Here is a 15753-nt window from a genome sequence, read left to right on the forward strand (position 1 = left end):
TCCGCCCCAAATAAGACTCTGTTAAACCAGTTCGCCAATAAAATTTCGCTTTGAAAAGCTAAGGTAGGAACTACCTAAAGCAAAGAAGGTAACTGCGAATAACCCTCTTTTAAATTTATTTTTCTTTGGTGTAGTAGGCTGTTTTGAAGGACTGGAAGGAAGAGTAATAATTGTGATAACCGCTTTCAATGCAATAATCATCAATCCTCTCAAAACTCTTTTTAATGCCTAGCCCCGATATCTGCAAAGTATCAAAAAGCTTAAAGTAAGCCTCCTTTGTTAGCCTTAAATCGGTTTGTGTCACCGATATATTAATGGACGCCATAAGTGGTGCTATTTCCGTAAGGGTTAATTAATGCATGCCATGTCTGAAATTCTCCGATTGCCATAATTTTGGCAACTATTCCATCAACTTTGTCTTTACTTTTATCTTTTGCTACTTTGATGTTTCCAGAGGCATCGGTTTTAATTGCGACGTTAGCGAGCATCCATTTAGAAATTGGATTGCCGTCATGCCGTAGCTTCTGCTCTAAGACCATTTCTTCGAAAGTGACGGTAGGCGGACTTATAGAAGTGGCTTTTTGGCTGAAATTCTGGCATTTCAAATGATATTTGTACTTAATTGTTCCGTCTTCGCTTCTTGTTCCGGCGTAAGTTTCGCCAAGTTCATCTTCTAGCCACCCCTTGAAAATGTCTGTACTATACGGGTCCACTCCGAGAAACATCAAGTCATCTCTTTCGGCGTCAGCAACAATATCATTTTTAATTACTTCGTGATTTGTCGTTTTCCCCGGCGTAAGAATTAAATGCCCGTCCTTAGCCCATTGAAGGTAGTCTATACCGGCTCGATTGGCATATTGTGCTGCCTCTTCTGCTACATAATACCGGGTAGTTGTGTAATTGTAATCCGGATAGTACCTGGAATAGGCAGAAAAGTCGTTAGTACGCCCCAAATCCACACCTGCGTAATAAACCGCTCCGGCTGGAATTTCAAATCCAGGATCTGCGCAAGCGTTCCAAGTCTCCTCTGGTATCCAGGTTTCTGCACTATTACACCAAACATCAAGCTGCTTCGTCTTAAAATCAACCTCCTCTCGGCCGCTTTCCTTTGCTTTTTTGTATTTGTTTCGTAAGTATTCTAACTGCTTCGAAACGCCTAGATTAGGATTCGCTTTGTACCATGTTGATTCGTCCTCCCAATCGTCTCCCTCATCAATTGTGAAGATCAGAGCGAAAGTGTCTGTGATCTTAGAACGGCCTTCTAGGATATTGATACAAGTATTGCGAAACTCGTAGCATGGTGATTGGGTATTATCACCGGCGGTTGTGATCGTAAATAAAATTGGCTGCATCCTGGAGGCCATACCGGATTCCAGAGACATTTTTAATTTATCAGTAAGGTGTACGTGGAACTCATCGTAAATTGCGCAATGGGTGTTTTTCCCTTCGCTGTTTTTGGCGTCGTGAGATACCGCCGACATTGTTGAAAATGTCGATTTTACACTCATATTGTTGGTTAGACTGGTAACCGCTTTTCTTACAGAGCGCGACTTTTTAACCATTTGTTGCGCCGCCGCAAAACATAGCTTAGCCTGATCACGGGTGTACGCGGCTGTGTAAACCTGCGCCCCTTGCTCATCATCAGCAACAAGCATATAAATCGCAATCCCAGCCGCTAATTCAGTCTTGCCAGACTTCTTAGGAACCTCTGTATAAGCCTCTCTGTAAAGTCGGTACGCTTTACCGTCTGCGGAATGTTTTTTCCATCCAAAAAGGTTGGCAATTAGAAACGCTTGCCAACCTTCGACTTTAAACGGTTTTCCGGCTTCTGATCCGGCTGTAAACGCGAGTAGTCCAAAGAAATCCAAAACAAGTTGGGCGGCGTCCTCATCAAAGAAGATACCTAACTCCTCGGATCTAGCTTGTTGATCATAGTATTTTTCTACTGCAAGCTTGATGTATTTACATGCGGGGATCGTTCCGTTTGAAATGTCTCTCGCGTAATCATAAGCCCTTTGTATTGGATTGATATTCATTTAAGTTGCTTATTCCTGTTCATAAGCTTGGTGAGCTCATCATCCTCTTCCTTCGGTTTCATCTGAATTCGTGACCTGGCGGCAGGAGTAAAGCCAAATTGATTTGCCAATTTTAAAGCGTTCCCGAGCGCCGTATTTTTAATTGAAACCCATGGAGTTTGTTGCGAGTAAGAAGATCCGCCCTCTCTTGCAATCGTCATTACATAACCGATTTCCGGATCCTTCAATTTTTCGCAAGCCATGACGTAATCTGCCATTTCCTGACAGTAGGCAGACAGCAAGGAAAGATCAACCCCGGCCAGCATATCTAGCTCTATCAAGTCAGCGCAAACGAGCTTCCATTCTTTTTTGGCGTTGTCTGTTAGATATCTTGGCGGTGAAGGAATGTGCTCTATTTTGGCTGGCATCATTTCATTGGAAAGCATTCTATCCGCTCTCGCTGTTCCTTCCAGAACCTTTTGCGCTGTCGGTTTTGGTGGTCTTCCTGCTCCCATTTTTAGAAATATAATTGCGGTTACTATCACATAACCATCACATAAGATTTTAATTGATAATCAGGTAGTTATATCTGTTATGCGTTGCTTTGTATTAAGACTATCACATAAGATGGCGCAAATCCGCAGTAGGTCTTCGAAACCTATATTTATATCAGGGTAATTGCTGATACCCCCACCCCCTGAATTTTGACACGACACGCGTTTGAGGGCACGGACTATTGCCACTGGCTTTGCCCTAAACTTTCAGAGTACCCCCGTGTCGTAGTACTACTACGCCCTCAGAACGCTGGAAATGCCCTTTTTCGACGTTTTTCATAAAATCCCCAGTTGATATATTTTTGAGCTAAGCCTTATCACTTATGCCGGATCAATGACACACGATAGGGGCTAAAATTGATGATGTAACCGTCGAACGTCTGTTCTGTTGAGCCTGATAGCTCGAATGTGTGCATTGACGCCCGATCTTTGAGATAAGCCTTTACAACCACCTCAAAGGCATCATTGATCTCGTTTTTATCATTCCCATTGAGATCGCAGACGCAAGTGTCATACTTCTCGCCGGTTATCCAGGTGATGTTTGAACATTGAAGCTGTATGGTGCCTGTAACCTTGGTAGGTAGTCCGTTATACTCAATCTCTTGCTCGGCTTGTTGTTTAACTTTTGTCATAACTATTCTTATTGTTTAATACTTGTGGACGCCTTTATTGGTGAAGAGCAGTGACCGAGAGCGTAATTCTGTTCGACATCCTCTAAGTAAATAACCTTTATGTCTTCCGTGCTCTCATCATGATCATAAGGGTACGTTCCGCTGATCATCTCGAGGCCAATAATGCGGAGATAGTATTGATGACCCATCTTGCTTGGACTGTATGTTTTACCGGTATAGGACAGCGGGACATGTTTAAAAGAGATCTTACCATTACCAATGGCGACCGCTACATTCTCACTGAAAAAAGGGTCTCTGGTCGCAATACTTACGCACTCTGTTTTGGATGGGATCATTGTAATTCTTACGCCATCATTTGGGGCTGCATTTATTCTTCCCGTGTTCATCTATCTCATAACTGTTTAAACGATAGCTGTTATACGTTGTGTCAAATTGTTTGTCTTTTCATCAACTAGAACCCAATCATTGCTAACTAAGTAGATTGGTTTTCCTACCGTAGTTGGGGGAGTACTTAAATATTGTAAACTGCTGTATGTAAGGTGCTTGTGTTATGTTTTTGTCGCAAATGTTGACGAAATTTGCGACAAAAATCGACGGTCTATGATCAAATCTTTCCTGCAAATCTTTTTATGTGCCTTACCCGCGCTTCATGCGCGCTCTTTATTACGTGACAGCGTTTGCAAAGACTTTGAAGGTTTAGTGGGTCAAAAGGGTCACCAGCTGTCTCGAGTGGTTCTTTATGATCAACTTCAACTGCTTCTCGGAGTATTCCTTTCTCATGGCATTTAGCGCAAAGCGGAAAGTCTTCTAGCTGCTGAGGTCTTATTCTGTCTCTCCATTGTCTGCTGTTGCGGATTTTCAGTATTTCCGCCTTCGTTCTCACCTAGCAAACTTTCATTTTGGTGACCCTGAAAACTCCTTCCAGGCTTTGTGATTTCTGAAAGTTCATAAACTCGACTGCTGCGATTTGGTCGCAATATTCACCGTCGTGTAGTACTTCAAGTTCTAGCGTAATCTTCATTCCCTTTGGGAACTTGCGCATTCTCTCTTTCATCTCGAATAGGAGATTTATTGCGCTTAATTCTTCACTTTGGCTTACTGTTGATGAACCCACTTTTGGTCGATTTTAAAAATTAGTCTTTGGATACAGCAAAAGCGCCCGTTTCAATCAGGCGCTTTGTTGCGATTGCTGTATGGCCGCGGGGATGCTTGGATGTGACCTTTTTTATAGTTGCCGTCTCAATGGTATCGCCATCGATGAGCACTTCTCTACGAATATTTCCAATTGCGCTCAATGCTTTTTCTCTATCTGTCATTCTGAATTTTAAATGTTCGGAGGCGATACTCACCTCCGAAATCTGCATAACCCACTCACTATTACCGTATCAAGTTGGATGATTGTTACATCGTTAACTGATACAAATATATCCATAACTATCTAATAATCAAATAGCTATGGTAATTTCTAATAACTTTTTTTAAGTTTTTATTTTGTTTGCTAACAGGCGTTTGGTTCAGGGGTGTCGCCGGAGCTATTATCGTTCTTACCGCCTAGTAGGGCTCTGTGCAAAGTTGACTGTTGAACTTTCACGTATGGCTTAGATTGGTCAATGTTCTTCCACCCGAGCATCTCTATTGCCAGGAAAGGATCGATCATTTTGTAGTTCAAAACATAATTTGCGAATGTCTTGCGGGCTGTGTGAAAGCTAATTTTTTTCTTAACGTTAATTAATGTCATCAGCGCATTTAGTGGCACTGTCGTCTTTGTTGTGCGCATTGGCAAGTATTCCAAGCCGCCATACTTTCCAATGAGCCGTTGTGCTTCTGGATGGAGTGGGACGCGGTACTCAGTAGCGGTCTTCCGTCGTCTGCCTTTCAGAAAAGTGCCGTCTTTGGTCTTTTCGATATGCGCAGCGACAATCTTCTTTGGTGATTGTGCATCGCTTAATAGCTTCGATCGAGTTTTGGGGTTAATTAGAGAGTAGTCACCAACGGCTAAACCAGTCCATGCGCAGAACAGATAGGCGTCACGATATTCCTCAATTAGGCCTTCTAGCTCTAATTTGGTTAGGCGCTCCAATTCATCTTGTTCAAGATAGATTGGTAATTCTTTTTCTGATTCAACTTCCCGAATAAACTTTACGGCTCTGCACGGGTTTGCCGTAAGCCATCCTCGATTAATTGCATGTTCAAAAATGCTTTTAAAGACGGCCATGGATCGTTCTATCGTTGCTTTGGCGTATCCATTCACAAGCAGTTGATTTTGATAGCGCCTCACGTCTTCGCTTGAAAAATTAACAATGGGCGTGTTGTATAAATCCAGTTGTTTGAGGATCGTGGAAGCGAAATTTCTATATCTTTTCCGGACTTCATACGTATTACGGGCAATGTCAGTCCCAATTAGGGCTTTCATTTCTGCAAGGTAATCGTCGAACGAGGTTATAAATGTTGGGTGATTTGGAACCTCGCCTTTGATTTTCGCCTCAACGCCAATGAGTGCCATCTTCACTGCTTGTTTTGTCAGAATATGTCCTTTCTCTTCTAACTTGATATGCATCACATTGAGGACTTGATTTACCTCGTTCATAAACATAGTGCAAATCAAACCATTGGGGCAGGTTGGCTTCGGGGCTTGCCTTTTGGAGTCAAAATCATCCGGATCCATCTGAACGTTTTTAATAGAGTTCACCGAGAGAACCCTTTTGTTGACCACAACACGAACATGAAGAATTCCCTTTTTACCTGGCGTGGTTGACTTCCTCACATAGAAGTAAGTTATCAGATTGTTTAGCAGCATAACAGTTTATTTTAAGTGTTCTAACTTCGCGCACCATGCGCTGATTTAGAAGAACTTATGGCTAATAAACTATTCGCCTATTTCCAGGAATTACCTGTAATGTAAGCCAATGGACTTTTCTTGTAAGCAGGGTTTAAGACCAACTTTAAATACTTAGGAACATCGGACATTAGTGCTAATTTCTCTTCGTCAGTTAAATGATTATACTTCTCTTCTGCTTTGTTAGAGTCCCGGCCGTTTCCATAGACTGCAATAAAGTCCTGAAATGAGGGTGGGAGAGGAGTGTTAATTAGCTCAGTTAGATACTGTGACTTTTCTTCAAAATTCGGGTCTTCCTCCGTTTCCCACAACTGAGGTACTTCAATGTTCGGCTCTGGGACAATCTCTTTTTTCTTCCTGATCTGCTGAGGGAAAAGTCGGTGAGGGTCATTGCTCTGCCGCCATTCAGATCCACTGTTGTCTGTCTGCACTGACTTTACTGGCTCACCAAGGTCCCGTAGTATTTTTAGGATGTGGAAATTGTCGGAAGTTGGCGTTATTGAGTCTAGATTGTCAACTGCTTTTTGCTCGAATATCTCTTCGATTTCTTCTTCAAGATCAAGCTCGTCTTCGTGAGCATTGACAAGAATATCGAAATTGATTCCTGATCTGAAATCGGTTAATTCTTCCTTGTCCGTATCCGCTAAATTGGAGTTCTTAGAAATTCCTTCAAAAGCGCTGGTATCGAAGCGAAGCCGATTGTTTACGACTTTGTAAAAGATTTCATCCCCGATCTTGTGAATGATTCTCTTCTTAAAGCCGGAAATTGCCATAGTGCTAACAGCCAATTTGCTAGCGATCGCCGTATGAGTCATACCGCGGCGCATCAACCCTAATACTTCGCCTTCTTTGACTGTTAATGACTTGAATATTGATGAGTCTTCTGACACAACTCCGCCACGCCGTAGCTTATTCCTTTCGGATAACGCCTGGTATTCGCGGTAAGAATTACCTATCTGGGTGATTATGCTGGCGAAATCTCCGGCATTTTTCGCATTGTAATATTCACCTAATTTGACATGCAATCGCCTTTTCTTGTACGTTACATTTCCGTCAGTCAAACTTAGTTGTTTCGCAATTTCAGTTGTCGTAAACCCACGTTTCCATAAGTCGAATGTCCGCTTCTCAATGTCAGTAAGTTTGTCATCGATGATTTCCTGAATCTTTGTACTAAAGTTTTTTGGTGTGAGCTTATCGGGGTCTGCAATTTTTTCCGATTCATCTTCTTCGGCAGACTCGTCGCGTTGACTAGCGTAAGGGTCGTGATCGCATTCAGTTAAAGGTGGCGCATCATTTACTTGATTTTTACTTAATTCATACGCCACAATTTGATCTTCTTCTGTTGGCGTATCATCAAAATCCTCTTGCTCATCGAAGATAGCATCCCAATAGTTGTAGCTAACTTTCGGCCGCTGAAATGGCCGCGGATCATGGCGCACTTCCCCTAAGAATCTTTTAAATCCCCTGCCATATTTTTCACTGATTGCGACCGCATTATCTTTCCTTGCGAAAACAAACGTTTCGGTCTTACGATAATTGACAAGCAAGACGATCAGTCCAACGATACCGGGTATATCTCCTGTGTACACATCGAATTCAGACGAATGCTTCTCAACCTTACGACTTCTCAATTTAGAGAAGACCGGATTAAATATTCTTTGTCCATCCCGACCTCTGGGGATCAGGTTGACATGTTGTGCTAAGTTTGCCATATTTTTAAACCCGCTCTGTTTGAAGTCTCTTTGGTATCCTTGGTGGCCGAATCGTTCGGGTGGTATCTCTTATCGCGTTGGTATTATTTCCTTCGGCCTCGTGGTAAATTGAAAGGTCGGCGGGATATCCCGATACGGATATCCCGTTGGAGTTTTTATTCCAATAGGCTTTTCTTTTTTTGTATTCTATCCAGACCTCATCGGCATATTCATAATAAGAGCGCTCCTTCATAGCCTTCTCTCTTTCATCCTCTGGCTCGAATTCTTTTTCTATTTCATTGATTTCAAATGGTTTAAGCGCATAAACTGAAGTATAACCACCCATTATTGAATTATTAATCATCTTCATTGCTACGCGCTCTGATTTAGTAGATAATTCCTCGACCTGTTTGCTAAGCATGAGCAGCGTTATATTTTTCCCAGACGCGTTCAGGTGTTGGATCCATTGCGCCCATACTGGTTGAAACGTGTCGGTATCAAAAGGCGGCTTAACTTCTACCTTTTCTCCGATTTCAGCGGTTAGTTCGGTCTGGTTATACTCTGGCTTATCGTTTAAATAATGCCGTCTGCGTTGCGGCGGGTTCACTGGCTTATCTTTCTTCAGCTCGTCGTAATAGCCTGTTGTTGCGTGATAGACGGATAAGTTTGCGGGGAAATCTATTGGCTTACCTTCGTAACCCATCATTCCGCGAATCCTGGTGTCATAATTCGACTTCCTTCCTTCTCGTTCGAGCGCGATTTCTGGAGGCAATTCAGCTCCATCTTTCTCAATTATGGCCCGGGGCATTGCACTAATCTTTTCAATCTCGTAATCTGGTATGGGATAAACATCATCCCAAGCCTTGATAATTGCCCGATCAAGCATCATGATTGCGATTTCTTCCTTCTCTTGCGCCAGTTTTTTGAGAATTCTTTTAACTGCTAAGTCCGTCAGATGGGCAGTCTTCTTATTAGTTAGTGCCCTGTCTTCTCGTTGGGAGCAGAAGTCTTTGAATGATTCTTTGAACGCCTCTGATTTATGAGGAAGATCAAAAAGAGAAGAATCAAAAACAGGCGTTTTAATTATAACTTCTTTACTCTTTTTTTCTTTCCTTTTCTCTACTTTACTTTCCTTTACTTTCCTTTGTGTACTTAATTCCTTTTTCGGCGCAGTTTCTTCCTGACATATGTTAGTTTCTTCCGAAGAAACCGCTGTTTCCTCCGAAGTAATTCGGATTTCTTCAAGCTCAGTCACTTCTTTTTTTTTGTCTTCAACGTCTATTTCTAGGAGATTATACTCAGGTAGGATAGATGCTTTCCTCTTTGCCTGCTGGCTTATTCTGAGCCATCTGCTCTGAATTCCTTTACTTGTAAGTATGTTGAAATCATCGTAAAGGCGCTTGCTTAATAAGCCACGTTTTAGCATCGAGGTGATAACTGAGTTTATTTTTTCACTGGTCATCTGGTGTCCAATGCGCCTTGCGAACACGACCGACATGTCATTGCTCCATTTCGCGTAATAGCTGTCTCTGTATATCCAGCAGAATAGTCTAATTGCGATATATCCGCCTTCCATTCCAAGATCTTCCTCAACAAGTAATAGCTTTGGTTCATCGAAGAAATCAACGTCCAACGGGAAATAATCGAGACCTTCTAAGATCGGTCGTGCCATGAGGAAAAAATTAAAAATGGTTTAGCTTATTGAATCACCTGGATATTCCTCTTGATAGACGAAGATGTTACCGTCTTTTAAATCACTCCAAAAATGAACTCCATCATGGACAAACAATCCAAATTCGTTCACACAGTCCATCAAAAAATCAAGTTGATGTAGGAAACCTGATTTTCCGCCTTCTTTTACTAGCCTTGGATCGTTTAATAATAGAAGCTTTTTATCAGCGGTCTTGTACATAATTTCAATGATCATCCAATACAGACCTATACCTTCCAATCCATATTTGTCTCTTAGCTGTATCATGCGAGGATCTTTCCGGGCGACAGCATTGTGCCAAATCTGTTTCTTTTTCATGTCATTTTTAGTTAAAAGGATTGCTCTTCTTCCCGGCAATCAAGATGAGAAATACCGGTTTCTGTGTAGTTTTTGTAGCGGTAAGCCATGCGGGTGCGATCAACTGTTAATTCGTACCCCATCTGCTTTAACATGTTAAGTATTTTGCCGTTCTGAAAAGGAAGATTACCGTCAAAGTGACCCTTTTTGTCAAGGTACATGCGCAGTCCGTCCCCTTGCACTAACAGCCTAATTAGCTGAGCCTCTCCGTCGTATCCAGTTCCGATTGCTTCAAACAACTCGCCTTTCCACCGGGCCTTCGACATTTTTCTAGGTTTGACCGGATCTAAGTAGACATCAAGGATCTTGTTATAATCATCCTGATTTTTAATGAGATCAGATAGCTTTAACCGCGTTCTGACCTCATTTCTGCTATTTTTTCTTAGCCGGATCATTTCAGTCGGGGATGTCTGCTATTTCGGCGACCCAATTATCCAGAATGTCTTCCGCGCCAATTGATGAAATTGATTCAATAAGCTCCTTGACCTTCCAGAGGTGATCCCTATACTGGACTGCTTCCTTTACTTTTGGAACGTCGCCGCCCGCGGCATGCTCAATCAATACATCCTCCGTGCGTTGCATCTCATCGACCCATACATCATGGATATTTTTAGAAAGTGATAGCGTATTGAACGCTGAGAAAGTAAATGCCTGTAAGGCCTTTGCGTTATTCATATTATTCGAGATTAGTGTAAGTGACTAATTAGTATACTCCTATTACTTCCTCTGAGCTTGCCCGAAGCTTGACCAACTCGTCACGGATGATTTCTTGCAGATATTTATGAAGAATGGAAGTGATTAGCCTTTTTGCGGCAAATACGACCGCCAAATTTGGAATGCATCCATTCTCTTGCTCAGCGGCAATAAAATCTTCTATGACCATGGTAAGATTATTGCAGACTTGATCATAACCCGGCCAGGTCGCGCAATCATCGGCAATCTTGGTGTATAACTCAACTTCATAAGTGTCATCCAAAATTCCGCGAAAAGTATTTAAGAGAAGGTGATTAACATCGTTGTGAAGCATTGTTAAGTAATTCGTGAATTCAGGCGCTCCGTTCGTGAATCTTTCGGACTTGTAATAATTGACAAATCCTTCATTCATGTACTGAATCATTTTCAGCGTAGTGTCGGTGCTGTCTACTTCATGAACAATTGAATTATCCAGAAATGCCTTGAAATTGATTGTCTTGGTTTCCATGATCGATATTGAATTAAAATGTGAATGCAATGTGTTCAAATGTGGATTACTAGAATCCGGCTATTGGATCATTTGTGGTGGCAGCTGCTTTACCGCGTTTTTTCGGATCCTTCTCCTTTTCTTTTTCTGCTTCGATTTGTTCCAGGTAAGCGCAAACTTCTCGGGCATTCCGAGCGTGAACGTCTGTGATAATTTCCAAGATGGTATTTTGAAGGTTGATGCTAAGCTTAACCTCTTCGTTTTTCAGAGTCGAAGCTATGTCGCGATCCATATTGTAGCAGCCGAACGCCTCGCAGGTTATGATTATCAATTTTTTCAATTGATTAAAATCCCAAAAGAAAAACTCCTGGTACTCCTTTAAGTCCAAATGGCGCGTACCTTCTGGCATGTTGGCGATCTTTCCCAAGATTTCATTGAAGACTTGACTATACCATACTACATCTGACGCCTTAGCGGGAGAGAAGTTGTCAAGAAACCTGCAATCCGCGTCATTGAATTGACAGGCAAGGTAGTTGCAAAAGATGTTGTTAAATTTCTGACATATTTCTGCGGATCCAGACTTTGTTGCGCACTGATTGCGGGCCCAATCAGAAATTTCAATTTCGATTCCCTTACTCATGATTAATACGTTTTTAATGGTTTTGTTTGAACTAGACCTCTTTCTATGTAAGCGTTGATTTCTGACTTTTTGAAGTACACTTTTGAGCCGGTTTTGTAGTGCCGAATCTTACGTGATCGGATATACGCATAGATGGTTGAAACTTGTAATCCGGTGTAGTCCGCCGCCCGCTGCACTGTTAAGAATTCCTCCGGCTCGGGCGTATTCCGATGTATTCCAGATTCAATCGCGTCTTTTGCGAACTGCTTCAACTCCGCGATCTCGTTCAGCAACTTTTCAAATGGATTTTCCATAGGCATAGCTTTCCTGTTAAGAATTTTTACAAATCCGTTGCTTGTGAATTTTAAATGGTTTTAAAAAATGTAGTTTTAAACGACTTACCTATGCTTTTTTGAAGCATGGGCATTGTTTGGGCATTGGAATTGAATTGTAAGAATTTGTAACAGAGCGCTTGGCGGCACTTTGTAGGTTATAACCTAGCTTATCGCAAAAATGGGTTTTAGTTTCTGTTAACCTTTTACCGTCGTATCGGGGCTCTGAACCTTCCTCAATAAACGCGCACTTGAAACATGGTGATTCTTTAACGTACTTTTTAGCGCAAGCGGTTTCGTGTTTCTGCCATGAATCTCGCTTAAGGTAGTGCTGGCCGCAGTGTTCACACTGGTAGTGGACTTCTATTTTTGTACTCATTGGGTTGCTTGTTAACAGTTATTAGGGAATAGTTTTTGCTTGACCAAATTGTCCGCAGATGCTCCATTACTGAATCAAATGATTTAAGAAAACCTCCATCAATAGAAAATGCCAAATTGGATTCCAATCGTTCAAGCTCCTGCAATTGTTTTTCTGTCCCGGTATTTCTAATCCCTGATTCGTGTCGCCCAAACACGATATGATTAAGTGCTCTTGCCAAACTAGGATAATCGACGTTTGTAAATTTCGCTACGGCTTTTGTGAGGCCCTTAAACATATTACCAGCCTCTATTCTATTGAAAATCAGTCTATCCGTTAACCAAACGACTGTTTTACCATAGAGCATTGGGTTAAGCTCCATTGCAATTAATACCCATAAATAAGGGTTGCACCAGGTAGTTTTATTTGCAGCTCTGCCAGATGTTCGATAACACTCCAATGATTTCAATACCTTAATAACTCCTTCATTTTGAATCATATCCATAAATACAGGGAAGTCTGTATTTATGAGACCGGTCTCCTTGAGCACATAATATATTCTTTCAGAGTTTTCTTTTTGCGCAAGAAGGTCGTTTGGTCTACCGCGTTCAGCCCAGCCGTATTCCCGTCGTGCAGACTGGTATGCACGCTCCAAATCAGAAAGGTTTAAGTGTCCCGTTTTGGTTTCTTGGCGAATCGTAACCCCGAATAACTCCCTGCTTTGGCTTGTGAGTGTGATGTTGGTTTTCATGGCCGCTCGTTTGAAAGTTGATTTAAAAGTCTTCGCTCAACTCTTTTTCTGATGTTGTGCAGCGTTGCATTTGATTGCAAGTCATATTTAATATTAATCATGTGCGCTACTCGACTCTTCATCGCCCCGGGCTGCTGAGATAGACGTGAGAATTCATTGTAAATTTCCATGTCACGCGCTTCTCTCTTAATGACATGGAGCGTTCGTAAATCTTCCATTTTTTTTGCCGTTTAATCAGATTGATACTCACATGTAAACTTTTGTGCCTACTTTTGTATAGAATTAAAGTTATATGCAAATATATACTCGCATCTGTAAACTATCCTAACATCAAGTAAGAATAGTTTACAAATGTGAGTAATTTAGAATGATTATTAATATGCCTAATTTTAATGAGAGATTAGCTGCTTTAATGGAAGAGAGTGGTGACACTGCATACTCGCTCGCAAAATCAACAGAGTTGTCGGAAACAACGATAGGCAGATTATTAAAGGGGCAGAATGATCCAAGCGCTGGTACCTTACAGGTTTTAAGCGAGTACTTCAAAGTGAACACCGAATGGCTTGAGACTGGCACTGGTGAGCAGAGTAGGTCTTTGCCAGTATCGCAAGATTCATTGACAATTGGGGCAAGATTAGAAGTGTTCTTTAAGAAGTTCAAAATTAATCCAGCCATTTTGATGCCCAAGATTGGTTATAGCAGGCAAGTATATTATAACATTGTCAAGAAAAACGCCAACCCATCAGCAGATTTTATTGCCAAGATTCTGACAGAGTATCCAAATTTAAATGCCAACTGGCTTCTTAAGGGTTCGGGCGAAATGCTTAAAGTTGACGATAGCCCTATCGATACGTCCGATATTCCGAAAGAGATAATGCCAATCCTTACTAGATTGGTTATGTATACGGTAAATGAAGAAACTGAACAATTTGTCGCGGCAGGAACGCCAGTTAGTACAATATTATCAGAAGGGCTTAGGTCGTTGAAGGCAAGCTTTTCCGTGTACGGTGGACTCTTTAGTGAACTCTTTACGAAAAAATCTTTACTTAGTCACGAGGATCTTATCAAAATCGTTGTCGACGCATTGTTGAAAAACTATCCACACATTAGCCGTGAATGGCTGTTGTATGGCATAGGTGAGCCCTTAATCGATCAAAACCATTACAAATCTCTTGCAAAGAACAATGAAGATGGTTCAGTTGTTTTAGAGAACCTTGATAGGATCTACTTGGAGCTGATAAAGCGAGATGGAGGAACAGAATTTAGACGAATAGGAGACGATGATATACTCATAATCAGCCCTCTCGTTAGTCAGATTCCACCAAAGAGGTATTTTGATAAATTGAGTGAATCTGGGTTTCTAAACTCGTTGCCAAAACACTCTTTGGTAACAAATAAGCTTTACCTAGGAACATACTGCAGTTTTGTCGTTGCTGACGGGTCGATTGCCGCGACTGATCCTTATGAATTGAAAGCTGGAATGATTGTAACTGGCAGGAGATTCGAGAAAAAACTTTCTGACAGGAAAATGGATACGATCGAAGGGACACAATGCGTATTAGTCCTGCTGGATAGAATCATTTTTACGACGATTTCAGAATGGGATTCTTATGAAAGCTCCCTGACTTGCTTAAATCCCATCACTGGTGAAAGTGATTTGGTATTGTACGACTCGGACATACTTGAAATTTATGAAATTCATGCGGTGACGCAGTACAAAGTTTAGCAGGCGAACTGCGCAATTTTGAACACAAGAAGGAATCGATAACAAAAATCCCATATATTTTTACGATAAGTTATGAATTTCGAGATGTGAATGATTCAATGCAGTGGAAAACTGACGTTAAGAAAACAGAATAGAGTCCCAGGAGGGTGTCGAAGTCATGCAGAGTCAAGCTAGGCATGAAATAAATCCAATAAATAATTGTACTACATAGTTATTTCATATCTTTCTGGAACACTAACCGATGATCGATATGGAGAATAGCGTACTTTCAACTGATTTAGCCACTATTGACTTGTTTTCTTCTTATCTCAACACAATGGTCGGTACGGACCGAGAGAAAGCTCTCAATCCATCAGAAACAGAAAAGCAGTATTTAAATACGATTGAGCCTGCTGTAAAAGGTATGATGGAGGATATGAAAGCGACCAATAGAGATAACTTTTTGATTTTCGAAAGTGGATATGATGGACTAACGGCTGACGAGTCGAGGTTGAATTATTTTCTGACGATACATAGGGAACAATTTAAGCTGCTTCTGCCACTCTATCGTTCACATTACATTCAAGAGGTAAAGAGGATAACCTTCGATAAACCAATTTCTGAATTATCAGGCAGGGAGTTTAATGCCTATCTCCAAGTCATCGGGTTAATCAAATAACAGAATTTATTCATTTTTCAACATGGCAAACAGTATTGTATATCACCTGAACATCACTGCCAGTGGCGATCCAACTATCGTTTTACAAGACCTTCGCAATTACAATAGCCTGTCCAAGTTCTTTTTTAATTCAAATCTTGAGCGTGAGGATGAGGATCCACGCTCACAGTTTTTAGCAATTGGAAATGAATTCTCTTTTGACGGCAAACTTTATAAGGTGAATGACATCCAGATAAACATTTGGGACTACAAATACACGTCAACGCAGATGGAGAACGCGGAAGTTTTTGTCAATGTCTATGTTCATGAAATCTGAAGCCGATGTGTAAATGC

At 41.4% G+C, this 15753-nt stretch carries 19 protein-coding genes; 3 read left to right on the forward strand and 16 right to left on the reverse strand.

The window, feature by feature from the left end; genetic code table 11:
* Positions 1-311 precede the first annotated feature (311 nt).
* The 16 genes from LZG74_RS16910 to LZG74_RS16980 all read right to left on the reverse strand — a co-directional run bounded on the left by LZG74_RS16910 (position 312) and on the right by LZG74_RS16980 (position 13254).
* A complete protein-coding gene (locus tag LZG74_RS16910) occupies positions 312-2036 on the reverse strand; it encodes a terminase large subunit (RefSeq protein WP_233797713.1) in 1725 nt (574 codons plus the stop codon).
* Positions 2033-2530, reverse strand: a complete 498-nt coding sequence (locus LZG74_RS16915; protein WP_233797714.1) for a phage terminase small subunit P27 family — start codon at positions 2528-2530, stop codon at positions 2033-2035. The genes LZG74_RS16910 and LZG74_RS16915 overlap by 4 nt, the downstream gene beginning before the upstream one ends.
* A 356-nt stretch (positions 2531-2886) precedes the next feature.
* Positions 2887-3201 carry a hypothetical protein gene (locus LZG74_RS16920; RefSeq protein WP_233797715.1) on the reverse strand — a complete coding sequence of 105 codons (315 nt, stop codon included), beginning with the start codon at positions 3199-3201 and terminating at the stop codon, positions 2887-2889.
* A gap of 604 nt (positions 3202-3805) precedes the next feature.
* Positions 3806-4084 carry an HNH endonuclease gene (locus LZG74_RS26575; protein WP_409014501.1) on the reverse strand — a complete coding sequence of 93 codons (279 nt, stop codon included), beginning with the start codon at positions 4082-4084 and terminating at the stop codon, positions 3806-3808.
* A 250-nt stretch (positions 4085-4334) separates the two neighbouring features.
* A complete protein-coding gene (locus LZG74_RS16925; protein ID WP_233797716.1) occupies positions 4335-4517 on the reverse strand; it encodes a hypothetical protein in 183 nt (60 codons plus the stop codon).
* A 182-nt stretch (positions 4518-4699) separates the two neighbouring features.
* Positions 4700-5998: a phage integrase SAM-like domain-containing protein gene (locus tag LZG74_RS16930; protein ID WP_233797717.1), complete on the reverse strand. Its 1299-nt coding sequence runs from the start codon at positions 5996-5998 to the stop codon at positions 4700-4702.
* A 77-nt stretch (positions 5999-6075) separates the two neighbouring features.
* The gene (locus LZG74_RS16935; RefSeq protein WP_233797718.1) at positions 6076-7749 is read right to left on the reverse strand and encodes a hypothetical protein; all 1674 of its coding nucleotides are present in this window, start codon (positions 7747-7749) and stop codon (positions 6076-6078) included.
* 4 nt (positions 7750-7753) lie between these two features.
* Positions 7754-9400 carry a DUF4373 domain-containing protein gene (locus LZG74_RS16940; protein ID WP_233797719.1) on the reverse strand — a complete coding sequence of 549 codons (1647 nt, stop codon included), beginning with the start codon at positions 9398-9400 and terminating at the stop codon, positions 7754-7756.
* A 21-nt stretch (positions 9401-9421) separates the two neighbouring features.
* The gene (locus LZG74_RS16945) at positions 9422-9757 is read right to left on the reverse strand and encodes a Lin1244/Lin1753 domain-containing protein (protein ID WP_233797720.1); all 336 of its coding nucleotides are present in this window, start codon (positions 9755-9757) and stop codon (positions 9422-9424) included.
* Positions 9758-9768: 11 nt separating this feature from the next.
* On the reverse strand, positions 9769-10191 hold the full coding sequence (locus LZG74_RS16950; RefSeq protein WP_233797721.1) for a hypothetical protein: 423 nt from the start codon (positions 10189-10191) through the stop codon (positions 9769-9771).
* A gap of 1 nt (position 10192) precedes the next feature.
* Positions 10193-10471, reverse strand: coding sequence for a hypothetical protein (locus LZG74_RS16955; RefSeq protein WP_233797722.1), 279 nt, complete (start codon positions 10469-10471; stop codon positions 10193-10195).
* 28 nt (positions 10472-10499) lie between these two features.
* The gene (locus tag LZG74_RS16960; RefSeq protein WP_233797723.1) at positions 10500-10997 is read right to left on the reverse strand and encodes a hypothetical protein; all 498 of its coding nucleotides are present in this window, start codon (positions 10995-10997) and stop codon (positions 10500-10502) included.
* Between the two features lie 49 nt (positions 10998-11046).
* Positions 11047-11616 (reverse strand): hypothetical protein, encoded by a 570-nt coding sequence (locus LZG74_RS16965; RefSeq protein ID WP_233797724.1) that lies wholly within the window; start codon positions 11614-11616, stop codon positions 11047-11049.
* 2 nt (positions 11617-11618) lie between these two features.
* Complete coding sequence (locus LZG74_RS16970) at positions 11619-11909, reverse strand: helix-turn-helix domain-containing protein (RefSeq protein ID WP_233797725.1); 291 nt, start codon at positions 11907-11909, stop codon at positions 11619-11621.
* Positions 11910-12271: 362 nt separating this feature from the next.
* Positions 12272-13036, reverse strand: a complete 765-nt coding sequence (locus LZG74_RS16975; protein ID WP_233797726.1) for a hypothetical protein — start codon at positions 13034-13036, stop codon at positions 12272-12274.
* A complete protein-coding gene (locus LZG74_RS16980) occupies positions 13033-13254 on the reverse strand; it encodes a hypothetical protein (protein WP_233797727.1) in 222 nt (73 codons plus the stop codon). The genes LZG74_RS16975 and LZG74_RS16980 overlap by 4 nt, the downstream gene beginning before the upstream one ends.
* Positions 13255-13415: 161 nt before the next feature.
* Between LZG74_RS16980 and LZG74_RS16985 the strand changes: the two genes are divergently transcribed.
* From LZG74_RS16985 to LZG74_RS16995, 3 genes are all read left to right on the forward strand, one after another.
* Positions 13416-14762, forward strand: a complete 1347-nt coding sequence (locus tag LZG74_RS16985; RefSeq protein WP_233797728.1) for a helix-turn-helix domain-containing protein — start codon at positions 13416-13418, stop codon at positions 14760-14762.
* A 250-nt stretch (positions 14763-15012) separates the two neighbouring features.
* Positions 15013-15420 carry a hypothetical protein gene (locus tag LZG74_RS16990; RefSeq protein WP_233797729.1) on the forward strand — a complete coding sequence of 136 codons (408 nt, stop codon included), beginning with the start codon at positions 15013-15015 and terminating at the stop codon, positions 15418-15420.
* A gap of 22 nt (positions 15421-15442) precedes the next feature.
* On the forward strand, positions 15443-15736 hold the full coding sequence (locus LZG74_RS16995; protein WP_233797730.1) for a hypothetical protein: 294 nt from the start codon (positions 15443-15445) through the stop codon (positions 15734-15736).
* The last annotated feature ends 17 nt before the right edge of the window (positions 15737-15753 follow it).

This window comes from Dyadobacter sp. CY327, assembly GCF_021390415.1.
GTDB classification, from domain to species: domain Bacteria; phylum Bacteroidota; class Bacteroidia; order Cytophagales; family Spirosomataceae; genus Dyadobacter; species Dyadobacter chenhuakuii.

Excerpts from the sequence above, each read along its gene's own strand:
- LZG74_RS16985 (WP_233797728.1), top strand. The coding sequence starts at position 13,416 with ATGCCTAATTTTAATGAGAGATTAGCTGCTTTAATGGAAGAGAGTGGT.
- LZG74_RS16980 (WP_233797727.1), bottom strand. The coding sequence starts at position 13,254 with ATGGAAGATTTACGAACGCTCCATGTCATTAAGAGAGAAGCGCGTGAC.
- LZG74_RS16990 (WP_233797729.1), top strand. The coding sequence starts at position 15,013 with ATGGAGAATAGCGTACTTTCAACTGATTTAGCCACTATTGACTTGTTT.
- LZG74_RS16960 (WP_233797723.1), bottom strand. The coding sequence starts at position 10,997 with ATGGAAACCAAGACAATCAATTTCAAGGCATTTCTGGATAATTCAATT.
- LZG74_RS16940 (WP_233797719.1), bottom strand. The coding sequence starts at position 9,400 with ATGGCACGACCGATCTTAGAAGGTCTCGATTATTTCCCGTTGGACGTT.
- LZG74_RS16965 (WP_233797724.1), bottom strand. The coding sequence starts at position 11,616 with ATGAGTAAGGGAATCGAAATTGAAATTTCTGATTGGGCCCGCAATCAG.
- LZG74_RS16930 (WP_233797717.1), bottom strand. The coding sequence starts at position 5,998 with ATGCTGCTAAACAATCTGATAACTTACTTCTATGTGAGGAAGTCAACC.
- LZG74_RS16975 (WP_233797726.1), bottom strand. The coding sequence starts at position 13,036 with ATGAAAACCAACATCACACTCACAAGCCAAAGCAGGGAGTTATTCGGG.
- LZG74_RS16950 (WP_233797721.1), bottom strand. The coding sequence starts at position 10,191 with ATGATCCGGCTAAGAAAAAATAGCAGAAATGAGGTCAGAACGCGGTTA.
- LZG74_RS16910 (WP_233797713.1), bottom strand. The coding sequence starts at position 2,036 with ATGAATATCAATCCAATACAAAGGGCTTATGATTACGCGAGAGACATT.
- LZG74_RS16945 (WP_233797720.1), bottom strand. The coding sequence starts at position 9,757 with ATGAAAAAGAAACAGATTTGGCACAATGCTGTCGCCCGGAAAGATCCT.
- LZG74_RS16970 (WP_233797725.1), bottom strand. The coding sequence starts at position 11,909 with ATGGAAAATCCATTTGAAAAGTTGCTGAACGAGATCGCGGAGTTGAAG.
- LZG74_RS16920 (WP_233797715.1), bottom strand. The coding sequence starts at position 3,201 with ATGACAAAAGTTAAACAACAAGCCGAGCAAGAGATTGAGTATAACGGA.
- LZG74_RS16935 (WP_233797718.1), bottom strand. The coding sequence starts at position 7,749 with ATGGCAAACTTAGCACAACATGTCAACCTGATCCCCAGAGGTCGGGAT.
- LZG74_RS16915 (WP_233797714.1), bottom strand. The coding sequence starts at position 2,530 with ATGGGAGCAGGAAGACCACCAAAACCGACAGCGCAAAAGGTTCTGGAA.
- LZG74_RS16925 (WP_233797716.1), bottom strand. The coding sequence starts at position 4,517 with ATGACAGATAGAGAAAAAGCATTGAGCGCAATTGGAAATATTCGTAGA.
- LZG74_RS16995 (WP_233797730.1), top strand. The coding sequence starts at position 15,443 with ATGGCAAACAGTATTGTATATCACCTGAACATCACTGCCAGTGGCGAT.
- LZG74_RS16955 (WP_233797722.1), bottom strand. The coding sequence starts at position 10,471 with ATGAATAACGCAAAGGCCTTACAGGCATTTACTTTCTCAGCGTTCAAT.